Raw genomic sequence first — 19,546 nt, 5'->3', positions numbered from 1 at the left:
GGCCCCCATTATATACAGATTACTTATTCTTGGTGTTTTTTCTTGTAGTCAGCAACCGCTGCTTTGATTGCGTCTTCAGCAAGAATTGAGCAGTGAACTTTTACTGGTGGAAGCTCTAGCTCTTCAGCGATTTCAGCATTTTTAATTGCTGCTGCTTCATCAATGCTCTTGCCTTTTACCCACTCAGTTACAAGTGAGCTTGATGCGATCGCACTACCACAACCGTAAGTTTTAAACTTCGCGTCTTCGATAATACCTTCTGGTGTTACCTTGATCTGAAGTTTCATTACGTCACCACACGCAGGAGCACCAACCATGCCGCTACCTACTGCTGGATCTTCTTTATCAAATGAACCAACGTTACGTGGGTTCTCGTAGTGATCAATTACTTTTTCGCTATATGCCATGATATTTACCTCGAATCCTCTATTTCTATCCTTGGAATGACTGAGTCAGTATTAGTGGTGTGCCCACTCAACTGTGCTTAGGTCAATTCCTTCTTTGTACATATCCCATAGAGGAGACATGTCACGCAGTTTAATCACTGCTGTACGAATTTGTTCGATTGCGTAGTCGATCTCTGCTTCAGTCGTTGCACGACCAAATGAGAAACGAACTGAGCTGTGAGCTAGCTCATCATCCAAACCTAGAGCACGTAGAACGTATGAAGGCTCTAGACTTGCTGAAGTACAAGCACTACCTGAAGAAACCGCTAGATCTTTTAGCGACATCAGTAGTGATTCACCTTCAACGAAAGCAAAGCTGATATTTAGGTTATGAGGTACACGCTGCTCAAGGTCACCGTTGATCGTGACTGCTTCAAGATCTTTAACGCCATCAAGAAGGCGAGTACGTAGAGCTAGAGCATGATCGAAGTCTTTCTGCATCTCTTCTTTCGCGATGCGGAACGCTTCACCCATACCCACGATTTGGTGAGTCGCTAGAGTACCTGAACGGAAACCACGTTCGTGACCACCACCGTGCATTTGTGCTTCTAGGCGAATACGTGGCTTACGACGTACGTATAGTGCGCCAATACCTTTAGGACCGTAAACTTTGTGCGCTGACATAGAGATTAGGTCGACTTTCATCTCTTGAACGTCGATAGGTAGCTTACCTGCTGATTGAGCAGCATCTACGTGGAAAACAATCTTACGCTCACGACACATTTCGCCGATTGAAGAGATATCTTGGATAACGCCGATCTCGTTGTTTACGTGCATGATAGACACAAGAACGGTATCTTCGCGCATTGCAGCTTCAAGCTTCTTAAGATCGATAAGACCGTTTGATTCAGGCTCAAGGTAAGTGACTTCAAACCCTTCACGCTCTAGTTGACGGCATGGGTCAAGAACCGCTTTGTGCTCAGTTTTACAAGTGATGACGTGCTTGCCTTTCTTCGAATAGAAGCGCGCTGCACCTTTAATCGCTAGGTTGTCTGACTCAGTTGCACCAGAAGTGAATACGATTTCACGCGGGTCTGCATTTAGTAGGTCTGCAATCTGCTCACGAGCGGTATCTACTGCTTCTTCTGCCTGCCAGCCGTAACGGTGCGAACGAGACGCTGGGTTGCCAAACGTACCGTCCATAGTCATGTACTGAACCATTTTTTCAGCTACACGAGGATCAACAGGACAGGTCGCTGAATAATCTAGATAAATAGGCAGTTTCATTTTCTACTCCAATGTAACAGGCAAACCGCTTATGAGCGGACGTTTACACCGATGGGCGCGGTGTTTGTATTTTTAGTAGCGAACCCATGATTAACGGCAAGATCAATATCTTGTCGATCTGAAATTTCTAGTACTTCATTGTCTTTCATCAACTCACCTAGAGTGATGTTATTCAAGAAGTCACTGATACGTGAACTTAGGTCACGCCACAGTGTGTGCGTAAGGCAACGAGAGCCACCTTGGCAATCTCCTTTACCATTACATTTTGTAGCATCCACTGACTCATCTACCGCGGCAATGACAGTGCCAATTGCGATTGAATGAGCGTCTTCGCCGAGGCGGTAACCACCACCAGGACCACGCACACTAGCTACTAGGCCAGCTTTACGTAACTTAGAGAAAAGCTGCTCTAAGTAAGACAAAGAGATACCTTGACGCTCTGAAATATCAGCCAGAGGCACAGGGTTCTGTTGCGAATGCAGAGCCACATCTAACATGGCTGTCACTGCGTATCTTCCTTTAGATGTAAGTCTCATATAACACCATATCCACACCGTTTATGTGGTATGAATTGTCACATACCCGACTAAATTGGTCAAGTATTTAATTGACTGTTTTAGTCAGGTATTTAACCATTCACTTACGGTGGTTATTTGGGTTGAGAGATACGCTTCTCAATTGAAGTTAAGATACCGCGCAGAATATTAAGCTCTTGTGATTCAGGTCTAGCTCGATTAAACAATCTACGTAGCTTATTCATCACCTTGCCAGGCTGTTCTTCACTGATAAATTGGGTCTCTTGCGCCACTTTTTCAAGGTGTGAGAAAAATAATTCTAATTCTTTGTGCCTTGGGTACTCTGCCGTTTCTTGCGGTTCATATTGGCTTTGTTCACGTTCTAGGTAAGCCATTCGCACTTCGTAGCTCAATGTCTGAACCGCCATCGCCAAATTCAGAGAACTGTATTCAGGATTCGCAGGGATACATACGTGATAATGGCAAGTTTGTAGCTCTTCATTAGTCAGCCCAGTGCGCTCTCGCCCAAAGACTAAAGCCACTGGTGCAGATTGACCCTCTTCAACAAACTTCTGGCCGCATTCACGCGGCTCAAGCATCGGCCACTCTAGAGTACGCGAGCGAGCACTCGAACCGACAACTAACGCGCAATCGGCTACCGCTTCAGTCAAAGTCGATACAACTTGAGCATTCTGAGCGATGTCTGCCGCGCCTGCCGCTAACGCTAGGGTTTGTTCATCAACGCTACACTGAGGATCAACGAGCACTAGGTTGGATAACCCCATAACCTTCATTGCACGGGCTGCTGAGCCAATATTTCCTGAGTGAGAAGTGCCGACAAGGACGACTTTTACGTTGTTAAGCATTGATGATTTCCGAACACAAAATTTGAGCTGCAAGATAGTACCATATACCTGAGTAAAATGGTCAGACCCTTTCTACTAATAAAACTAAAAGTGCAAAAATTAACCACTTCCATTTCACTATTTATCTGGTATACTGCCGCCCGTTTTTCTGTTCTTTAACATCCGTTGGGAAATTAGTATGCATCCAATGCTTAATATCGCTATTCGTGCTGCACGAAAAGCAGGCAACCATATTGCTAAATCTTTAGAAAATGCTGAGAAGATCGAATCGACTCAAAAAGGCGCGAATGACTTTGTTACTAACGTAGACAAAGAAGCTGAAACTCTAATTATCGATACAATCAAAGCGTCTTACCCTGAGCACGAGATCGTTGCTGAGGAAAACGGCGTAATCGAAGGTAAAGATAAAGACGTACAATGGATCATCGACCCACTGGATGGCACAACAAACTTTGTTAAAGGTTTGCCACATTTCTCTGTATCTATCGCTGTTCGTATCAAAGGCAAAACTGAAGTAGCGTGTGTATACGACCCAATGCTTAACGAGCTATTCACTGCACAACGTGGTGCTGGCGCTCAGCTAAACAACGCTCGTATCCGCGTTAAACAACTAAAAGACCTTCAAGGCACTGTTCTAGCGACAGGCTTCCCATACAAGCAGAAGCAACACTCTGAGTCTTACTTCAAGATCATGTCTGCTCTATTCGTAGATTGCTCTGATTTCCGTCGCACTGGTTCTGCTGCTCTTGACCTATGTTACCTAGCAGCTGGCCGAGTTGATGGTTTCTTCGAGCTAGGTCTTAAGCCTTGGGATATCGCTGCAGGCGAACTGATTGCTCGTGAAGCAGGTGCTATCGTAACTGATTTTGCAGGCGGCACAGACTACATGAAGTCGGGCAACGTTGTAGCTTCAAGCGCTCGCGGCGTTAAAGGTATGCTTAAGCACATCCGTGAAAACGGCAATGAAGCACTACTAAAATAATCTCAAGCTCCGTCACAGCTGAAACTTTTAGCCCACTCTAATGAGTGGGCTTTTTTGTATCAACACTATCTATTATTGGGAGCTAACTCAGCTATTAACTCGCTATAGACACATAACTAAGACAATGTGTGATAAGAAAGTGATGCCTATTTTTGAAGACAACGGATGTATCGATACTAACGCATGAAGATAAAACCTCTTTTCTACTCTATTACCCTACTTTTAGTTGGCTGTGGCTCAGACCCAGACAGTGTGCCACTTTCTGAAATAGATCATTGTGATTCAATCCAAAAGCATCAAGTAGAGCCTCTCTCTCATTACATTGAGCCCTTCCAATCAAAGCTAGACAATGCAACTGGTGTATATGTTTTGGAGCAAGGTGCGGAAGCCATGATGTCTAGAGCTTGGATAACGGATAGAGCGGAGCACAGCATTGATATCCAGTACTTTATATTCTCGGTAGACAACATTGGACTGATTGCAACAGACCACCTTGTTCGCGCGGCCGAGCGCGGAGTAAAAGTCAGAGTATTAATTGATGACATCATGCTAGATGCAAAAGGCGATGAGCTTCTAATGCTCGATGCCCATGAAAATATAGAGATAAAAATCTATAACCCAAATGTGAACATAGGAAAGAACATCACCAATAAGCTTGGCACCTTGCTTACTGACTTCCACGGTTTAAACCAAAGAATGCATAACAAGGTATTCTTGGTCGACGACCAGATAGCCGTTACTGGAGGACGCAACATTGCGGACGAGTATTTCGGTTTTGACCACGAGTATAATTTCAGAGATCGCGACGTCTTTCTCGCGGGTAAAGCGGTATCAGATGTAAAAAGGTCATTTAATGAATTTTGGAACCATGAGTTAAGTGTAGGAGTTGAGAAACTGGTTGGTAATAACCCTTACCCTAAGAACCCTGACTTCTCCCGCCTGCATTCTTACTCGTGTAACCCTGAGAACTTCCATCCTGAGATAAAAGCTGAAATCGAGAAAGTGCCTCAAACTTTTGACCGCTTGATGGACCAAGGACGCTTTAGATTCCTTGAGAAGGTGGAATACGTCTCAGATAAACCCGGTAAAAACGATCAGCAAACTTTTCTTGGCGGTGGAAGTATTACAAGGAGCAAGTTGATTGAACTCGCAGAAAGTGCTGAGAAAAGTATTTTGATCCAAACACCATACCTAGTCACCACAAAAGCGGACCGTAAGTTCCTTCGTCAATTAGTCGATAAAGGGGTAGAGATAAAGATCCTCACCAACAGCCTCGCCTCCAACGACAACCTAGAAGCGTTTAGCGGCTACCAAAGGAATCGCTCTGCGCTACTAAAAACAGGCGTCGAGATTTATGAGTTCAAGCCAGATGCCAAAGTTCGTCAGCGAGTTATGACTGAACATATGTTTAAACGCTTACCCACCACGCCTATCTTTGGCTTACATGCTAAGACGATGACCATTGATGAGCATATAACGATTGTCGGTACTTATAACTTTGACCCTCGTAGCGCTAACCTCAATACAGAGAGCTTTACCGTCATTCATTCGCCAGAGATTACTGATGGTGTAAATACTGCAATGAGAATAGAGATGGAACCAGAAAACGCGTGGCTTATTAGCGAAGACTTCAACCCGGATCATAAGGTCAGTATCTTTAAACAAATAGGGGTAAAAATCAGAAGAATTGTTCCCAAGAGTATCCTTTAAACGGGATTCTCAATATATGGCAGGAATGGAAAGATCTGACTAGGCTGACACTCCAGCTTGCAGCATATAGATGTTTAGGTAGTGTCGGAGTCCGCTGATCTTTTCTTGCTACAAAGAAAAAGGCTCTAGAATATGGCAGGGGTGGACAAATTCAAACTCCCAACACGCGCATGTTTTGGTATTGGGGGAATCCGCTACTTTGGTTTGACACGCATACGAAAAAAGCCTCAGCATTTCTGCTGAGGCTTTCGAAGATGCCAAGGATGGAAAGACTCGAACTTGAAACACGCGCGTCTTTGGTAGTGGCGGAATCCGCTGCTTTGCTTTGAAGCTCGCATACGAAAAAAAGCCTCAGCATTTCTGCTGAGGCTTTCGAATATGGCAGGGGTGGAGAGATTCGAACTCCCAACACGCGGATTTGGAATCCGCTGCTCTGCCAATTGGAGCTACACCCCTGTAGTTCGTGTTTAATGAGACGACTCTCTAAATAAGTGGCGGAGCGGACGGGACTCGAACCCGCGACCCCCGGCGTGACAGGCCGGTATTCTAACCAACTGAACTACCGCTCCGCACTGGTTAGACTCTAAGTCTAAATTTAAAGCCTGGCGATGTCCTACTCTCACATGGGGAAGCCCCACACTACCATCGGCGCTAATTCGTTTCACTTCTGAGTTCGGCATGGAATCAGGTGGGTCCAAATCGCTATGGTCGCCAAGCAAATTCTTAATTCGGAAAGCTGTTTTAAGTTCTGTAATTACACATTCAAAGTTCTTGCTTTGAGTCCATCAAAACCCTTTGGGTGTTGTATGGTTAAGCCTCACGGGCAATTAGTACAGGTTAGCTCAACGCCTCACAACGCTTACACACCCTGCCTATCAACGTTCTAGTCTCGAACAACCCTTTAGGACCCTCAAGGGGTCAGGGAAGACTCATCTCAGGGCTCGCTTCCCGCTTAGATGCTTTCAGCGGTTATCGATTCCGAACTTAGCTACCGGGCAATGCGTCTGGCGACACAACCCGAACACCAGAGGTTCGTCCACTCCGGTCCTCTCGTACTAGGAGCAGCCCCCTTCAATCTTCCAACGCCCACGGCAGATAGGGACCGAACTGTCTCACGACGTTCTAAACCCAGCTCGCGTACCACTTTAAATGGCGAACAGCCATACCCTTGGGACCGACTTCAGCCCCAGGATGTGATGAGCCGACATCGAGGTGCCAAACACCGCCGTCGATATGAACTCTTGGGCGGTATCAGCCTGTTATCCCCGGAGTACCTTTTATCCGTTGAGCGATGGCCCTTCCATACAGAACCACCGGATCACTATGACCTGCTTTCGCACCTGCTCGAATTGTCATTCTCGCAGTCAAGCGGGCTTATGCCATTGCACTAACCTCACGATGTCCAACCGTGATTAGCCCACCTTCGTGCTCCTCCGTTACTCTTTGGGAGGAGACCGCCCCAGTCAAACTACCCACCAGGCACTGTCCTCAACCCGGATAACGGGTCTAAGTTAGAACATCAACACTACAAGGGTGGTATTTCAAGGACGGCTCCACCGATACTGGCGTACCGGTTTCAAAGCCTCCCACCTATCCTACACATGTAGGGTCAATGTTCAGTGCCAAGCTGTAGTAAAGGTTCACGGGGTCTTTCCGTCTAGCCGCGGGTACACTGCATCTTCACAGCGATTTCAATTTCACTGAGTCTCGGGTGGAGACAGCGTGGCCATCATTACGCCATTCGTGCAGGTCGGAACTTACCCGACAAGGAATTTCGCTACCTTAGGACCGTTATAGTTACGGCCGCCGTTTACCGGGGCTTCGATCAAGAGCTTCGACTTACGTCTAACCCCATCAATTAACCTTCCGGCACCGGGCAGGCGTCACACCGTATACGTCATCTTACGATTTTGCACAGTGCTGTGTTTTTAATAAACAGTTGCAGCCACCTGGTATCTGCGACTCTCAATAGCTCCATCCGCAAGGGACTTCACCGTCAAGAGCGTACCTTCTCCCGAAGTTACGGTACCATTTTGCCTAGTTCCTTCACCCGAGTTCTCTCAAGCGCCTTGGTATTCTCTACCCGACCACCTGTGTCGGTTTGGGGTACGATTCCTTACAATCTGAAGCTTAGAGGCTTTTCCTGGAAGCATGGCATCAATGACTTCACTACCGTAGTAGCTCGACATCGTGTCTCAGCCTTAAAGAGAGCCGGATTTACCTAACTCTCAAGCCTACGCACTTGAACCTGGACAACCGTCGCCAGGCCCACCTAGCCTTCTCCGTCCCCCCATCGCAATTGTAAGAAGTACGGGAATATTAACCCGTTTCCCATCGACTACGCCTTTCGGCCTCGCCTTAGGGGTCGACTTACCCTGCCCCGATTAACGTTGGACAGGAACCCTTGGTCTTCCGGCGAGGAGGTTTTTCACCCCCTTTATCGTTACTCATGTCAGCATTCGCACTTCTGATACCTCCAGCAGACTTTACAATCCACCTTCAACGGCTTACAGAACGCTCCCCTACCCAATACGATAAATCGCATTGCCGCAGCTTCGGTTTATAGCTTAGCCCCGTTACATCTTCCGCGCAGGCCGACTCGACTAGTGAGCTATTACGCTTTCTTTAAATGATGGCTGCTTCTAAGCCAACATCCTAGCTGTCTAAGCCTTCCCACATCGTTTCCCACTTAGCTATAATTTGGGACCTTAGCTGGCGGTCTGGGTTGTTTCCCTCTCCACGACGGACGTTAGCACCCGCCGTGTGTCTCCCGGATAGTACTTACTGGTATTCGGAGTTTGCAAAGGGTTGGTAAGTCGGGATGACCCCCTAGCCTTAACAGTGCTCTACCCCCAGTAGTATTCGTCCGAGGCTCTACCTAAATAGATTTCGGGGAGAACCAGCTATCTCCAGGTTTGATTGGCCTTTCACCCCTAGCCACAAGTCATCCGCTAATTTTTCAACATTAGTCGGTTCGGTCCTCCAGTTGATGTTACTCAACCTTCAACCTGCCCATGGCTAGATCACCTGGTTTCGGGTCTATATCCAGCAACTCGACGCCCAGTTAAGACTCGATTTCTCTACGGCTCCCCTAGATGGTTAACCTTGCTACTGAATATAAGTCGCTGACCCATTATACAAAAGGTACGCAGTCACACCACGAAGGTGCTCCTACTGCTTGTACGTACACGGTTTCAGGTTCTATTTCACTCCCCTCACAGGGGTTCTTTTCGCCTTTCCCTCACGGTACTGGTTCACTATCGGTCAGTCAGTAGTATTTAGCCTTGGAGGATGGTCCCCCCATATTCAGACAGGATATCACGTGTCCCGCCCTACTCGATTTCACTGATGATGAGATGTCGGTTACGGGGCTATCACCCTGTATCGCTGAGCTTTCCAGCTCATTCACCTGTCTCATTAAAAGCTTAAGGGCTAGTCCAATTTCGCTCGCCGCTACTTTCGGAATCTCGGTTGATTTCTTTTCCTCGGGGTACTTAGATGTTTCAGTTCCCCCGGTTCGCCCTGTTAACCTATGTATTCAGTTAACAGTAACTGCTTATGCAGTTGGGTTTCCCCATTCAGAAATCCCAGACTCAAATGGTTGTTACTACCTAATCTGGGCTTATCGCAAGTTACTACGTCTTTCATCGCCTCTGACTGCCAAGGCATCCACCGTGTACGCTTAGTCACTTAACCATACAACCCCAAAGGGTCTCTGTTTAAACAACCAAAGTTGTCTGCATTTTTATACATGTGCAGACACGATTTTGCCGGACTCAAATTTCCAAGAACACTTGAATGTGTGTTGGTACCTAAAACATAGTTTTAGGATTTGAGAACTTTTAATTTGAATAACAACGCATCTCATAGAGATGGGGATTGTTGTTATTCGTCAGCTTTCCAAATTGTTAAAGAGCAAATCACCTCAATGAGGTAACCATTTTTAAACACACTCATAAGAATGCTTAAAGATGGTATCCCGTAGGGGAGTCGAACCCCTGTTACCGCCGTGAAAGGGCGGTGTCCTAGGCCTCTAGACGAACGGGACACTGAATTTCCAGACGGAAATTGGTGGAGCTAATCGGGATCGAACCGATGACCTCTTCGCTGCCAGCGAAGCGCTCTCCCAGCTGAGCTATAGCCCCTTCAAAGCTCTAATAAAGACATATCAATCTGTGTGGACACTCATCGTGAGTAATCATCGTATAAGGAGGTGATCCAGCCCCAGGTTCCCCTAGGGCTACCTTGTTACGACTTCACCCCAGTCATGAACCACAAAGTGGTGAGCGTCCTCCCGAAGGTTAAACTACCCACTTCTTTTGCAGCCCACTCCCATGGTGTGACGGGCGGTGTGTACAAGGCCCGGGAACGTATTCACCGTGGCATTCTGATCCACGATTACTAGCGATTCCGACTTCATGGAGTCGAGTTGCAGACTCCAATCCGGACTACGACGCACTTTTTGGGATTCGCTCACTTTCGCAAGTTGGCTGCCCTCTGTATGCGCCATTGTAGCACGTGTGTAGCCCTACTCGTAAGGGCCATGATGACTTGACGTCGTCCCCACCTTCCTCCGGTTTATCACCGGCAGTCTCCCTGGAGTTCCCGACATTACTCGCTGGCAAACAAGGATAAGGGTTGCGCTCGTTGCGGGACTTAACCCAACATTTCACAACACGAGCTGACGACAGCCATGCAGCACCTGTCTCAGAGTTCCCGAAGGCACCAATCCATCTCTGGAAAGTTCTCTGGATGTCAAGAGTAGGTAAGGTTCTTCGCGTTGCATCGAATTAAACCACATGCTCCACCGCTTGTGCGGGCCCCCGTCAATTCATTTGAGTTTTAATCTTGCGACCGTACTCCCCAGGCGGTCTACTTAACGCGTTAGCTCCGAAAGCCACGGCTCAAGGCCACAACCTCCAAGTAGACATCGTTTACGGCGTGGACTACCAGGGTATCTAATCCTGTTTGCTCCCCACGCTTTCGCATCTGAGTGTCAGTATCTGTCCAGGGGGCCGCCTTCGCCACCGGTATTCCTTCAGATCTCTACGCATTTCACCGCTACACCTGAAATTCTACCCCCCTCTACAGTACTCTAGTCTGCCAGTTTCAAATGCAATTCCGAGGTTGAGCCCCGGGCTTTCACATCTGACTTAACAAACCACCTGCATGCGCTTTACGCCCAGTAATTCCGATTAACGCTCGCACCCTCCGTATTACCGCGGCTGCTGGCACGGAGTTAGCCGGTGCTTCTTCTGCAGCTAACGTCAAATGATAGTGCTATTAACACTACCACCTTCCTCACTGCTGAAAGTACTTTACAACCCGAAGGCCTTCTTCATACACGCGGCATGGCTGCATCAGGCTTGCGCCCATTGTGCAATATTCCCCACTGCTGCCTCCCGTAGGAGTCTGGACCGTGTCTCAGTTCCAGTGTGGCTGATCATCCTCTCAGACCAGCTAGGGATCGTCGCCTTGGTGAGCCCTTACCTCACCAACTAGCTAATCCCACCTGGGCATATCCTGACGCGAGAGGCCCGAAGGTCCCCCTCTTTGAGCCGAAGCTATTATGCGGTATTAGCCATCGTTTCCAATGGTTATCCCCCACATCAGGGCAATTTCCCAGGCATTACTCACCCGTCCGCCGCTCGACGCCGTTAACGTTCCCCGAAGGTTCAGTTAACTCGTTTCCGCTCGACTTGCATGTGTTAGGCCTGCCGCCAGCGTTCAATCTGAGCCATGATCAAACTCTTCAATTTAAGATTTTGTCGGCTCAATGAATACTGAACATTACATAAAGTAATGTTTGAATTGACTGTGCTCTTATTGGTTTTCACTTTTGAAAAAGCAAAACAAAACAGCTCAAGGCTGCTTCCCAATTCGAATGGTCACTTCGTATCATTGAAACCTAATTTGAAACCCCTCTTTATTTAGAGAAATTTCTAATTGGATTATCATCAACGAGTGCCCACACAGATTGATAGGTCTATATTTTTAAAGAACTTCGTTTTGGGCTCTGCTCAAAACGGACGGCCATTTTATCGATATAACTTCCAGTGTCAAACACTTTTTTCGTTATTTCTTCGAAAGTTAATGCTTAACTTTCACCGTCTCAGTTGTCATTGCTTTTCAGCTCGGTATCCCCTGACAACGGAGGCGCATTATAGAGAGTTAGCTTTGAAGCACAAGAGCAAAATCAAAAAAAATCACCAACTTTAATCCGTTCGCTCAGCAAACGAACAATAAGTCTAAAAAGAAAACAAAAGAGCCCATAAACAGGGCTCTTTTTCTTGTTCAACCTGTAGATTTACTGATGCGCGATAATCTGATCGTTGTTCACCAGTAGTTTGACCGGTTTATCCGGTATGACTTTCCCAGCTAGAATTGCTTTAGCTAATGGATTTTCTACGCTCTGCTGAATAGCTCTTTTAAGTGGTCTTGCACCATACACAGGATCAAAGCCCACTTGAGCAATCAGATCTAGCGCTTTATCAGAAACATCGAGTGAATAACCTTTCTCTTCCATTCTCTTAGATAAACGTTCCAATTGAATAGAGGCTATTGACTTGATGTGGTCCTGACCTAATGGATGGAAGACAACACTTTCATCAACACGATTAAGGAACTCTGGGCGGAAATGCTTGCCGACCACATCCATCACCTGCTCTTTCATTCCCTGATAATCCAAAGAACCAAAGTTTTCTTGAATTCGAGTTGAGCCCAAGTTGGAGGTCATGATAACAACGGTATTACGGAAATCGACCGTTCGACCTTGTCCATCGGTGAGACGACCATCATCTAGCACTTGTAGCAATATATTGAAAACGTCTGGATGCGCCTTCTCTACTTCATCTAACAAGATCACTGAATATGGCTTACGACGAACGGCCTCTGTTAAGTAACCGCCCTCTTCATAGCCAACATAACCAGGGGGCGCACCGACTAAACGAGCAACGGAGTGTTTCTCCATAAACTCGGACATGTCGATACGTACCATTGCATCTTCACTATCAAACATAAAGCTTGCTAACGTTTTGCATAGTTCCGTTTTACCAACGCCTGTTGGACCTAAGAATAAGAATGAGCCAATGGGTTGATTTGGATCGGATAAGCCTGCTCGGCTGCGACGAATCGCATTCGCCACAACTTCAACGGCTTCAGTTTGACCAATAACACGTTTGTGCAGCACATCTTCCATACGCAGCAGTTTTTCTTTCTCTGCTTCAAGCATCTTAGACACAGGAATACCTGTTTGCTTCGACAAAACATCAGCGATTTCGTTATCCGTGACTTTATTACGTAATAAAGTCATCTCTTGCATTTCTGCCTGAGTCGCAAGATCGAGCTGCTTTTCGAGTTCTGGAATACGGCCATATTGAAGCTCGGACATTCTATTGAGGTCACCCGCACGGCGAGCAAACTCCATATCCATTCGTGCTTGTTCTAACTCCGACTTAATATGTTGAGTACCAGACAAGGCCGCTTTTTCTGCATTCCAAACTTCTTCAAGTTCGGCAAACGCGCGCTCTTTCTCGGCCAATTCATCATTTAAGATGGTTAGACGCTTTTCACTTGCGTCATCATGTTCATTGGTTAGGGCTTGCTGTTCAATCTTAAGCTGAATGATCTTGCGTTCTAACTTGTCGAGCGATTCTGGTTTAGAGTCGATCTGCATGCGGATGCTCGAAGCCGCCTCATCAATAAGGTCAATCGCTTTATCCGGAAGCTGACGATCAGAGACGTAACGATGAGATAGGCTTGCAGCCGCTACAATCGCAGGGTCAGTTATCTCTACATGGTGGTGAAGCTCATAGCGTTCCTTCAAGCCACGTAAAATCGCTACGGTATCTTCTACACTCGGCTCATCAACGATCACTTTTTGGAAGCGGCGCTCAAGCGCAGGGTCTTTCTCTATATATTGTCGATATTCGTCCAGTGTCGTCGCGCCAACACAGTGAAGCTCACCACGGGCAAGTGCAGGTTTAAGCATATTGCCTGCATCCATCGAGCCTTCACCTTTACCTGCTCCAACCATGGTATGAATTTCATCAATAAAGAGGATGACGTTACCCTCTTCTTTAGACAGTTCATTCAATACCGACTTAAGGCGTTCTTCAAACTCGCCGCGATACTTAGCCCCAGCCACCAGTGCGCCCATATCTAAAGAGAGTACCCGGCGACCACGAAGACCTTCAGGCACTTCGTTATTAATGATTCGCTGAGCAAGACCTTCAACAATTGCTGTTTTACCAACACCAGGTTCACCAATAATCACCGGATTGTTTTTGGTTCGGCGCTGCAAGACTTGGATCGTACGACGAATCTCGTCATCACGGCCGATAACGGGGTCAAGCTTACCTTGCTCTGCACGCTCCGTGAGATCGATGGTGAACTTCTCTAAAGCTTGGCGTAACTCTTCAGCGTTTGGGTCATTGATTTTTTGTCCACCACGAACTTTATCTATTGCTTCAGCAACATTAGCCTCTGTTAGACCCAGTTCTTTTAGCAGAGCGCCTAAAGCCCCCTTATCTTCTAAGGCGGCAAGCAGGAATACTTCAGATGAGATATAAGCATCTTGACGTTTCTGTGCAACTTTATCGCACAAGTTAAACATGGTGCCCATCGCACTCGATAGCTGCACATCCCCACCGATACCACTCACTTTAGGTAATCGGTCTAGAATTTCGCTTAACTTAGAGCGTAAATGGGTAACATCAACATTAAGCATGGTCAAAAGTGGGCGAATTGGGCTGCCATTTTGATCCATCAGTGCCACCATTAGATGCACAGGTTCGATGTATTGATGATCTCGGCCTAAAGCCAATGATTGAGCGTCAGATATAGCGATTTGGAATTTGCTAGTAAATCTGTCAAGACGCATACCTACCTTCCTACCTCAACTGAGAAAAAATTAACTAATCAGTATGAAAGATGGATACGCTAGGCGGGAATTTCAAGGGGAGAGAGTCTGTTTCCGCTATGAAAACAGACGATTAATTTTCAATCCAGATAAATGTCGCTTGGCGCCCAGTTACCCCATCGCGACGATAGGAGTAAAAGCGCTCTGCATCTTCAAAAGTACACAGTTCGCTGTAATAAACTTGATTCACTCCTGCTCGTTGCAATCTTTGCGTAACCAGTTGATTCATATCAGCTAGCCACTTCCCTTCTTGCTTGCGTGGAATAAATGCCGCCATCGCCTTTGCTTCGACAGAAACGAAGGCGTCAACAACATCTTTACCTACCTCGAATACTTGAGCACCGATAGCAGGTCCAATCCAGGCCATGACTTCACCATCAAACTTTTCAACCGCATTTTCAACAATGCCGCTGGCAAGCCCACGCCATCCAGCATGAACAGCAGCAACTTGCGTTCCCTGAACATTGGTTAGCAGCACAGGTAAACAATCCGCTGTCATTGCCGAGCAGACAACATTAGTAGTGGAAGTGAAAACTCCATCAGCATTTAGCACCTGACGGGTTGGAGCATTCACCTCTTCAACGACTGTCGAATGAGTTTGATTGAGCCAAACAGGCGCACTTGGCATGTTTGCCTGTTCTGTGAGCCATTGACGATTCTGTTCAACCTTTGCCAGTTCGTCCCCAACATGAGTACCTAAGTTCAAACCTTGGTACACGCCAGTCGAAAAGCCGTCACATCGCGTCGAAGCAAGGGCTTTAATCTGTTTTGCAACTGGCCAGTTAGGAACGATCAGATCCATAGGTTTAGTACTCGTCTTCTAAGCCATGCTCACGGGTATCTTGGCGAAGTGCTTCTGCCATTTCTACCATGTCGTCAGGCACTGGTGCGTGGAACTCAACTTCTTCACCCGTGATTGGGTGTTCGAACTTAAGCATCACCGCATGCAGAGCTTGGCGGTCAAAAGAGCGAATGTGTTCTGCCAACTCTTGCGAAGCTCCGCTTGGTATACGAGCACGACCACCGTATGCAGTGTCACCTAGAAGTGGATGCTGCAGATAAGACATATGAACACGGATTTGGTGAGTACGTCCGGTTTCTAGGCGAAGACGAATGCGAGTATGCTCGCGGAAATGTTCCGCTACTCGATAATGCGTGATTGCCGGTTTACCCATTGGGCTTACTGCCATCAAGGTACGTTTCGTCGAGTGTCGACCAATTGGTTGTTCAACACGACCACCCGCGGTCATACGGCCGATTGCAATCGCTTCATACTCACGAACGAAGTTACGCTTTTTCTGAAGGGCGCGAACCAAACGTGTTTGAGCAGGAACTGTCTTTGCAACCACCATCAAGCCTGTGGTGTCTTTATCAAGACGATGCACGATACCCGCACGCGGGACTTCCGCGATATCAGGATAATGATGGAGCAATGCGTTGAGCACAGTACCATCTGGCGTTCCGGCACCCGGGTGAACTACAAAACCACGAGGCTTATTGATCACCATGATGTCGTCATCTTCATAAACGATGTCTAATGGAATATCTTGCGCTTCCCAACGCTCTTCATCTTCAAGTTCCGCTTGCAGAGTAATCTCTTCGCCGCCCATCACTTTGGTGCGTGGCTTGGTGATTACCTCTCCGTTCACTTGAACTTTACCATTCAGGAGCCATTCTTTGAGGCGAGAACGTGAGAAGTCGGCGAATAATTCGGCGATAGCTTGGTCTAAACGCTGACCTAATTGGCTATCTTTTACTGTATTTGTTAATTCAATCTGCTGAGCCATATCGAACTTTTTTAAAAACTGTGAGACTAATTGTCACTACTGTGGAAAAATATACTATTTGGACATTGTATCTGTTACGCCACAGAAAGTAACGGAAGCAACAGAAATATTTATCTCAAGGAATCGAATCCTGACATGAAAAAGCATACTTTATCTGGTTTGTTGGCATTATCCGTACTGGTAGGCTGCTCTAGCAGCGAAGAAGTTGTGCCAGATGTGCCACCATCTGAGCTTTACTCAGAAGCACAGGTTTCGCTTCAAAGTGGTAACTGGCTGACTGCAATTAGCAAACTGGAAGCGCTAGATTCTCGCTACCCATTTGGTGCTTACTCAGAGCAGGTGCAACTTGACCTTATCTATGCCTACTACAAAAATGACGACTTAGCGCTAGGCTTAGCAACAATTGAACGCTTTATGCGCCTCAACCCAACCCATGAAAAATTAGATTGGGTACTTTATATGCGCGGCCTTACTCATATGGCGCAAGATCGTAACTTTATGCATGACGTATTTAACATGGATCGTAGCGATCGCGATCCAGAGCCCGTGAAAAAAGCATTTGCTGACTTTAAGAAGCTACTTGAGCGTTACCCTGCAAGCCCATATGCAGAAGATGCACAAAAACGTATGTACGCACTTAAAAATCGATTAGCGAATTACGACTTAGCAACGGCGGATTTTTACCTGCGTCGTGAAGCTTGGATTGCTGCGATTAATCGTACTCAAGAACTACAAAAGACTTACCCAGATACAGAAGCAGCACGTAAGTCTTTAGAAATTCAGCTTGAAGCCTATCAGCAACTAGGTTTAGAAGATGCGGTTAAACGAACTGAGGAGCTCATCGAGCTAAACCCTCAGTAACTTGCTAATTTAATAGAAGAAGCGCCTTTATCGTATGGCGCTTTTTTTATGCCTAATTTTTGCACCTGCACCACTTTACAACTACATTTTAATCAATGTTGTTTAGAGGTCCGTCATGCTGCGAGCAGTTGTTTCCGTTTTATTAATCTTCCTTTCTATCCAGTGCGCTCAAGCTCTTTCTTTGTCGCCATTAAAGAAACAACCTTATTTTGGCGATCTTCCTGCGCTTGAAAAGAAAGGCGTCATCAGAGTTCTCGTCGCTGCTGATTTGGGTTTTTACTATGTTGAAGGAGGTAAACCCAAAGGGATACTCGCAGAACTTCTCTATCACTTTGAAAAAGAGCTGCGTCAACGCTCTTCTTACTTCAACTTGCAAATTATTCCCGTCCATCGAGACGAGTTAATTCCATCCCTTGAGCAGGGATACGGCGATTTAGTTGTCGCCAACCTAACCATTACCCAATCAAGGCTAGAAAAAATCGATTTTAGTGCCCCTGTTTTAAAAGGCGTGCAGGAGCTACTGGTTACCCATAATGCCATTGAACCGATTCTTTCGTTGGAACAATTGAGCGGACAAGAAGTATGGGTTCGCGCAAGCTCCAGTTATTTTGAAAGCCTACAAAAGCTTAACCAACAACTCGATAGCCAATCTTTACAGCCCATCACAATTCGATTTATTGAAGAGACACTACAAGACTACGAACTGGTTGAGATGATCAACCAAGGACATATTCCCGCAACCATACTCGATAGCCACAAGACCGAGCTGTGGTTAAAGGTGATGGAGAACATCCAGATTCACGCCAATATTCCACTGCGTGAAGAAGGACAGATCGCTTGGGCAATGCGTAAAGATAGCCCTAAGCTAGAAGCCTTTGTAAACCAATACCTCAAAGATTATCGCTCTGGCACCCTTCTCGGTAATGTTATTTATGGTAAGTACTTAGGTAACACTCAATGGCTTAAACGAATCTTAAACCCTAACCACATCAACAAACTTGAATCCCTAACGCCTATCTTCGAGCTCTATTCAGATCAATACAGTTTCGACTCATTGATGATCTCGGCACAAGGCTTTCAAGAATCAGGGCTAGATCAAAGCAAGGTTTCGCACAAAGGCGCGGTAGGCGTTATGCAAGTTTTACCCAGCACAGCGAAAGACCCTAACGTCAATATTCCGGATATCTATCAAGTCGATAACAACATCCATGCCGGTGTGAAATACATGCGATTTATTAAAGACCGCTACTTTAGCGAACAACATATCTTGCCTGAAGATCAAGTCTACTTCGCGCTTGCGGCCTATAACGCAGGCCCCGCTAATATTCGCAAGATGCGCCGACTGGCAGAAAAGAATGGTTATGACCCGAATAAGTGGTTTCGTAATGTTGAAATCATGGCGAGAAGAAACATAGGAAGAGAACCCGTGCATTACGTTTCTAACATCAATCGCTATTTCATTATCTACAAGCAACTCAATTCGCTGAGGCTAATAAGGGAAAATCAAGCCGCGCTAAACAGAGTGGCAGAACAGCCTTAACAAGGTTGCAAGCTAACAGCAAAGAGACAGAATTGTGAGCGGATAAGAAAATGGAATTTAATTCACATTTTGTAGATGGTTAATTCGCAATCAAGTGTTTTTATTAGGTCGCAGGAAGTCCCTAAAAAACAGTTGAATTTTAGCGTGTTACCTCTCCCAATCTAATGAGATTTTCTCGTGACACAAGCTTTTTCGACTCATAATCAAGCTAGTATTTGAGATAGATCACGTTTAATTTCAACGCCTAAAAACACCCGCAAAAAGGTGATTTGGATCACATCTTTTTAGCCTTGGATAAGTAATCTGGAGTTAACCCATGAGGGATGACACAGAGGAAAACATCTATGAAAGTAAACATCACTGGTAAAAATATCGACATCACCTCTGCAATCCGCAATCACATTGAGAGCAAATTTAAAAAGTTAGAAAAGTGGCAAGTAGACATTATCGGTTGTCAGGCAAGCTTCAGCGAGGAGCCGAACAAGCAGAAGAAATTTGAAGCTGTAATCACCGTACCTAAAGGACAGCTTATTGCGTCCGCCACTCACGAAGATTTATACGCTGCCGTTAACGAGGTAGAACAGAAACTAGAACGTCAGCTAAACAAACTACTCCACAAGCCAGAAGCACGCCGTACCGAGAAGCCAGAGCTTGAGGAAGAAGCTGAATAAAGCCAAATCTAAAGGATTGTA

Annotated in this window: 12 protein-coding genes, 4 tRNA genes and 3 rRNA genes; 5 read left to right on the top strand and 14 right to left on the bottom strand. The window is 46.2% G+C overall.

The features are described 5' to 3' along the window. Positions 1 to 23: 23 nt before the first annotated feature. The 4 genes from iscU to trmJ all read right to left on the bottom strand — a co-directional run bounded on the left by iscU (position 24) and on the right by trmJ (position 3,054). Positions 24 to 407, bottom strand: a complete 384-nt coding sequence (gene iscU / locus IX91_RS02865; protein WP_004412993.1) for a Fe-S cluster assembly scaffold IscU — start codon at positions 405 to 407, stop codon at positions 24 to 26. A gap of 51 nt (positions 408 to 458) precedes the next feature. Continuing rightward, positions 459 to 1,673 (bottom strand): IscS subfamily cysteine desulfurase, encoded by a 1,215-nt coding sequence (locus tag IX91_RS02860; RefSeq protein WP_004747796.1) that lies wholly within the window; start codon positions 1,671 to 1,673, stop codon positions 459 to 461. 29 nt (positions 1,674 to 1,702) lie between these two features. After that, positions 1,703 to 2,209, bottom strand: coding sequence for a Fe-S cluster assembly transcriptional regulator IscR (iscR, locus tag IX91_RS02855; protein ID WP_004747795.1), 507 nt, complete (start codon positions 2,207 to 2,209; stop codon positions 1,703 to 1,705). 113 nt (positions 2,210 to 2,322) lie between these two features. Next, entirely contained in the window at positions 2,323 to 3,054 is a 732-nt protein-coding gene (gene trmJ, locus IX91_RS02850) for a tRNA (cytosine(32)/uridine(32)-2'-O)-methyltransferase TrmJ (protein WP_004747793.1), read from the bottom strand. A 178-nt stretch (positions 3,055 to 3,232) separates the two neighbouring features. Here trmJ and suhB point away from each other — a divergent pair, with 178 nt between their 5' ends. Together suhB and IX91_RS02840 are read left to right on the top strand one after the other, a co-directional pair. Beyond that, positions 3,233 to 4,036 carry an inositol-1-monophosphatase gene (gene suhB, locus IX91_RS02845; RefSeq protein ID WP_004747792.1) on the top strand — a complete coding sequence of 268 codons (804 nt, stop codon included), beginning with the start codon at positions 3,233 to 3,235 and terminating at the stop codon, positions 4,034 to 4,036. Between the two features lie 183 nt (positions 4,037 to 4,219). After that, complete coding sequence (locus IX91_RS02840; protein ID WP_004747790.1) at positions 4,220 to 5,746, top strand: phospholipase D family protein; 1,527 nt, start codon at positions 4,220 to 4,222, stop codon at positions 5,744 to 5,746. A 379-nt stretch (positions 5,747 to 6,125) separates the two neighbouring features. Here IX91_RS02840 and IX91_RS02835 read toward each other — a convergent pair. The 10 genes from IX91_RS02835 to rluD form a co-directional block, all read right to left on the bottom strand. Then, a tRNA-Trp gene (locus IX91_RS02835) sits at positions 6,126 to 6,202 on the bottom strand. Positions 6,203 to 6,238: 36 nt separating this feature from the next. Then, positions 6,239 to 6,315, bottom strand: a tRNA-Asp gene (locus tag IX91_RS02830). A 31-nt stretch (positions 6,316 to 6,346) separates the two neighbouring features. After that, a 5S ribosomal RNA gene (gene rrf / locus IX91_RS02825) occupies positions 6,347 to 6,462 on the bottom strand. A 90-nt stretch (positions 6,463 to 6,552) separates the two neighbouring features. After that, positions 6,553 to 9,442: ribosomal RNA gene (locus IX91_RS02820) — 23S ribosomal RNA — on the bottom strand. A gap of 276 nt (positions 9,443 to 9,718) precedes the next feature. Next, a tRNA-Glu gene (locus tag IX91_RS02815) sits at positions 9,719 to 9,794 on the bottom strand. A gap of 21 nt (positions 9,795 to 9,815) precedes the next feature. Further along, positions 9,816 to 9,891, bottom strand: a tRNA-Ala gene (locus IX91_RS02810). A gap of 61 nt (positions 9,892 to 9,952) precedes the next feature. Next, positions 9,953 to 11,505, bottom strand: a 16S ribosomal RNA gene (locus IX91_RS02805). Together the 16S, 23S and 5S rRNA genes with 4 tRNA genes alongside form the textbook arrangement of a ribosomal RNA operon. Before the next feature lie 548 nt (positions 11,506 to 12,053). Continuing rightward, positions 12,054 to 14,627 (bottom strand): ATP-dependent chaperone ClpB, encoded by a 2,574-nt coding sequence (gene clpB / locus IX91_RS02800; RefSeq protein WP_004742796.1) that lies wholly within the window; start codon positions 14,625 to 14,627, stop codon positions 12,054 to 12,056. Positions 14,628 to 14,739: 112 nt separating this feature from the next. Beyond that, on the bottom strand, positions 14,740 to 15,468 hold the full coding sequence (pgeF, locus tag IX91_RS02795; protein WP_004742795.1) for a peptidoglycan editing factor PgeF: 729 nt from the start codon (positions 15,466 to 15,468) through the stop codon (positions 14,740 to 14,742). A 4-nt stretch (positions 15,469 to 15,472) separates the two neighbouring features. Further along, the gene (gene rluD, locus IX91_RS02790) at positions 15,473 to 16,453 is read right to left on the bottom strand and encodes a 23S rRNA pseudouridine(1911/1915/1917) synthase RluD (protein ID WP_004742794.1); all 981 of its coding nucleotides are present in this window, start codon (positions 16,451 to 16,453) and stop codon (positions 15,473 to 15,475) included. Positions 16,454 to 16,588: 135 nt separating this feature from the next. Between rluD and IX91_RS02785 the strand changes: the two genes are divergently transcribed. From IX91_RS02785 to hpf, 3 genes are all read left to right on the top strand, one after another. Next, positions 16,589 to 17,314 carry an outer membrane protein assembly factor BamD gene (locus tag IX91_RS02785; protein WP_004742793.1) on the top strand — a complete coding sequence of 242 codons (726 nt, stop codon included), beginning with the start codon at positions 16,589 to 16,591 and terminating at the stop codon, positions 17,312 to 17,314. 115 nt (positions 17,315 to 17,429) lie between these two features. After that, positions 17,430 to 18,854: an MltF family protein gene (locus IX91_RS02780; protein WP_004742792.1), complete on the top strand. Its 1,425-nt coding sequence runs from the start codon at positions 17,430 to 17,432 to the stop codon at positions 18,852 to 18,854. Between the two features lie 344 nt (positions 18,855 to 19,198). Then, positions 19,199 to 19,525 (top strand): ribosome hibernation-promoting factor, HPF/YfiA family, encoded by a 327-nt coding sequence (hpf, locus tag IX91_RS02775; protein ID WP_004742791.1) that lies wholly within the window; start codon positions 19,199 to 19,201, stop codon positions 19,523 to 19,525. Positions 19,526 to 19,546 lie beyond the last annotated feature (21 nt).

Source organism: Vibrio tubiashii ATCC 19109, assembly GCF_000772105.1.
Lineage (GTDB): Bacteria > Pseudomonadota > Gammaproteobacteria > Enterobacterales > Vibrionaceae > Vibrio > Vibrio tubiashii.
Note: the sequence above shows the minus strand (reverse complement) of the source record. Positions and strands in the feature narration are given on the sequence as shown.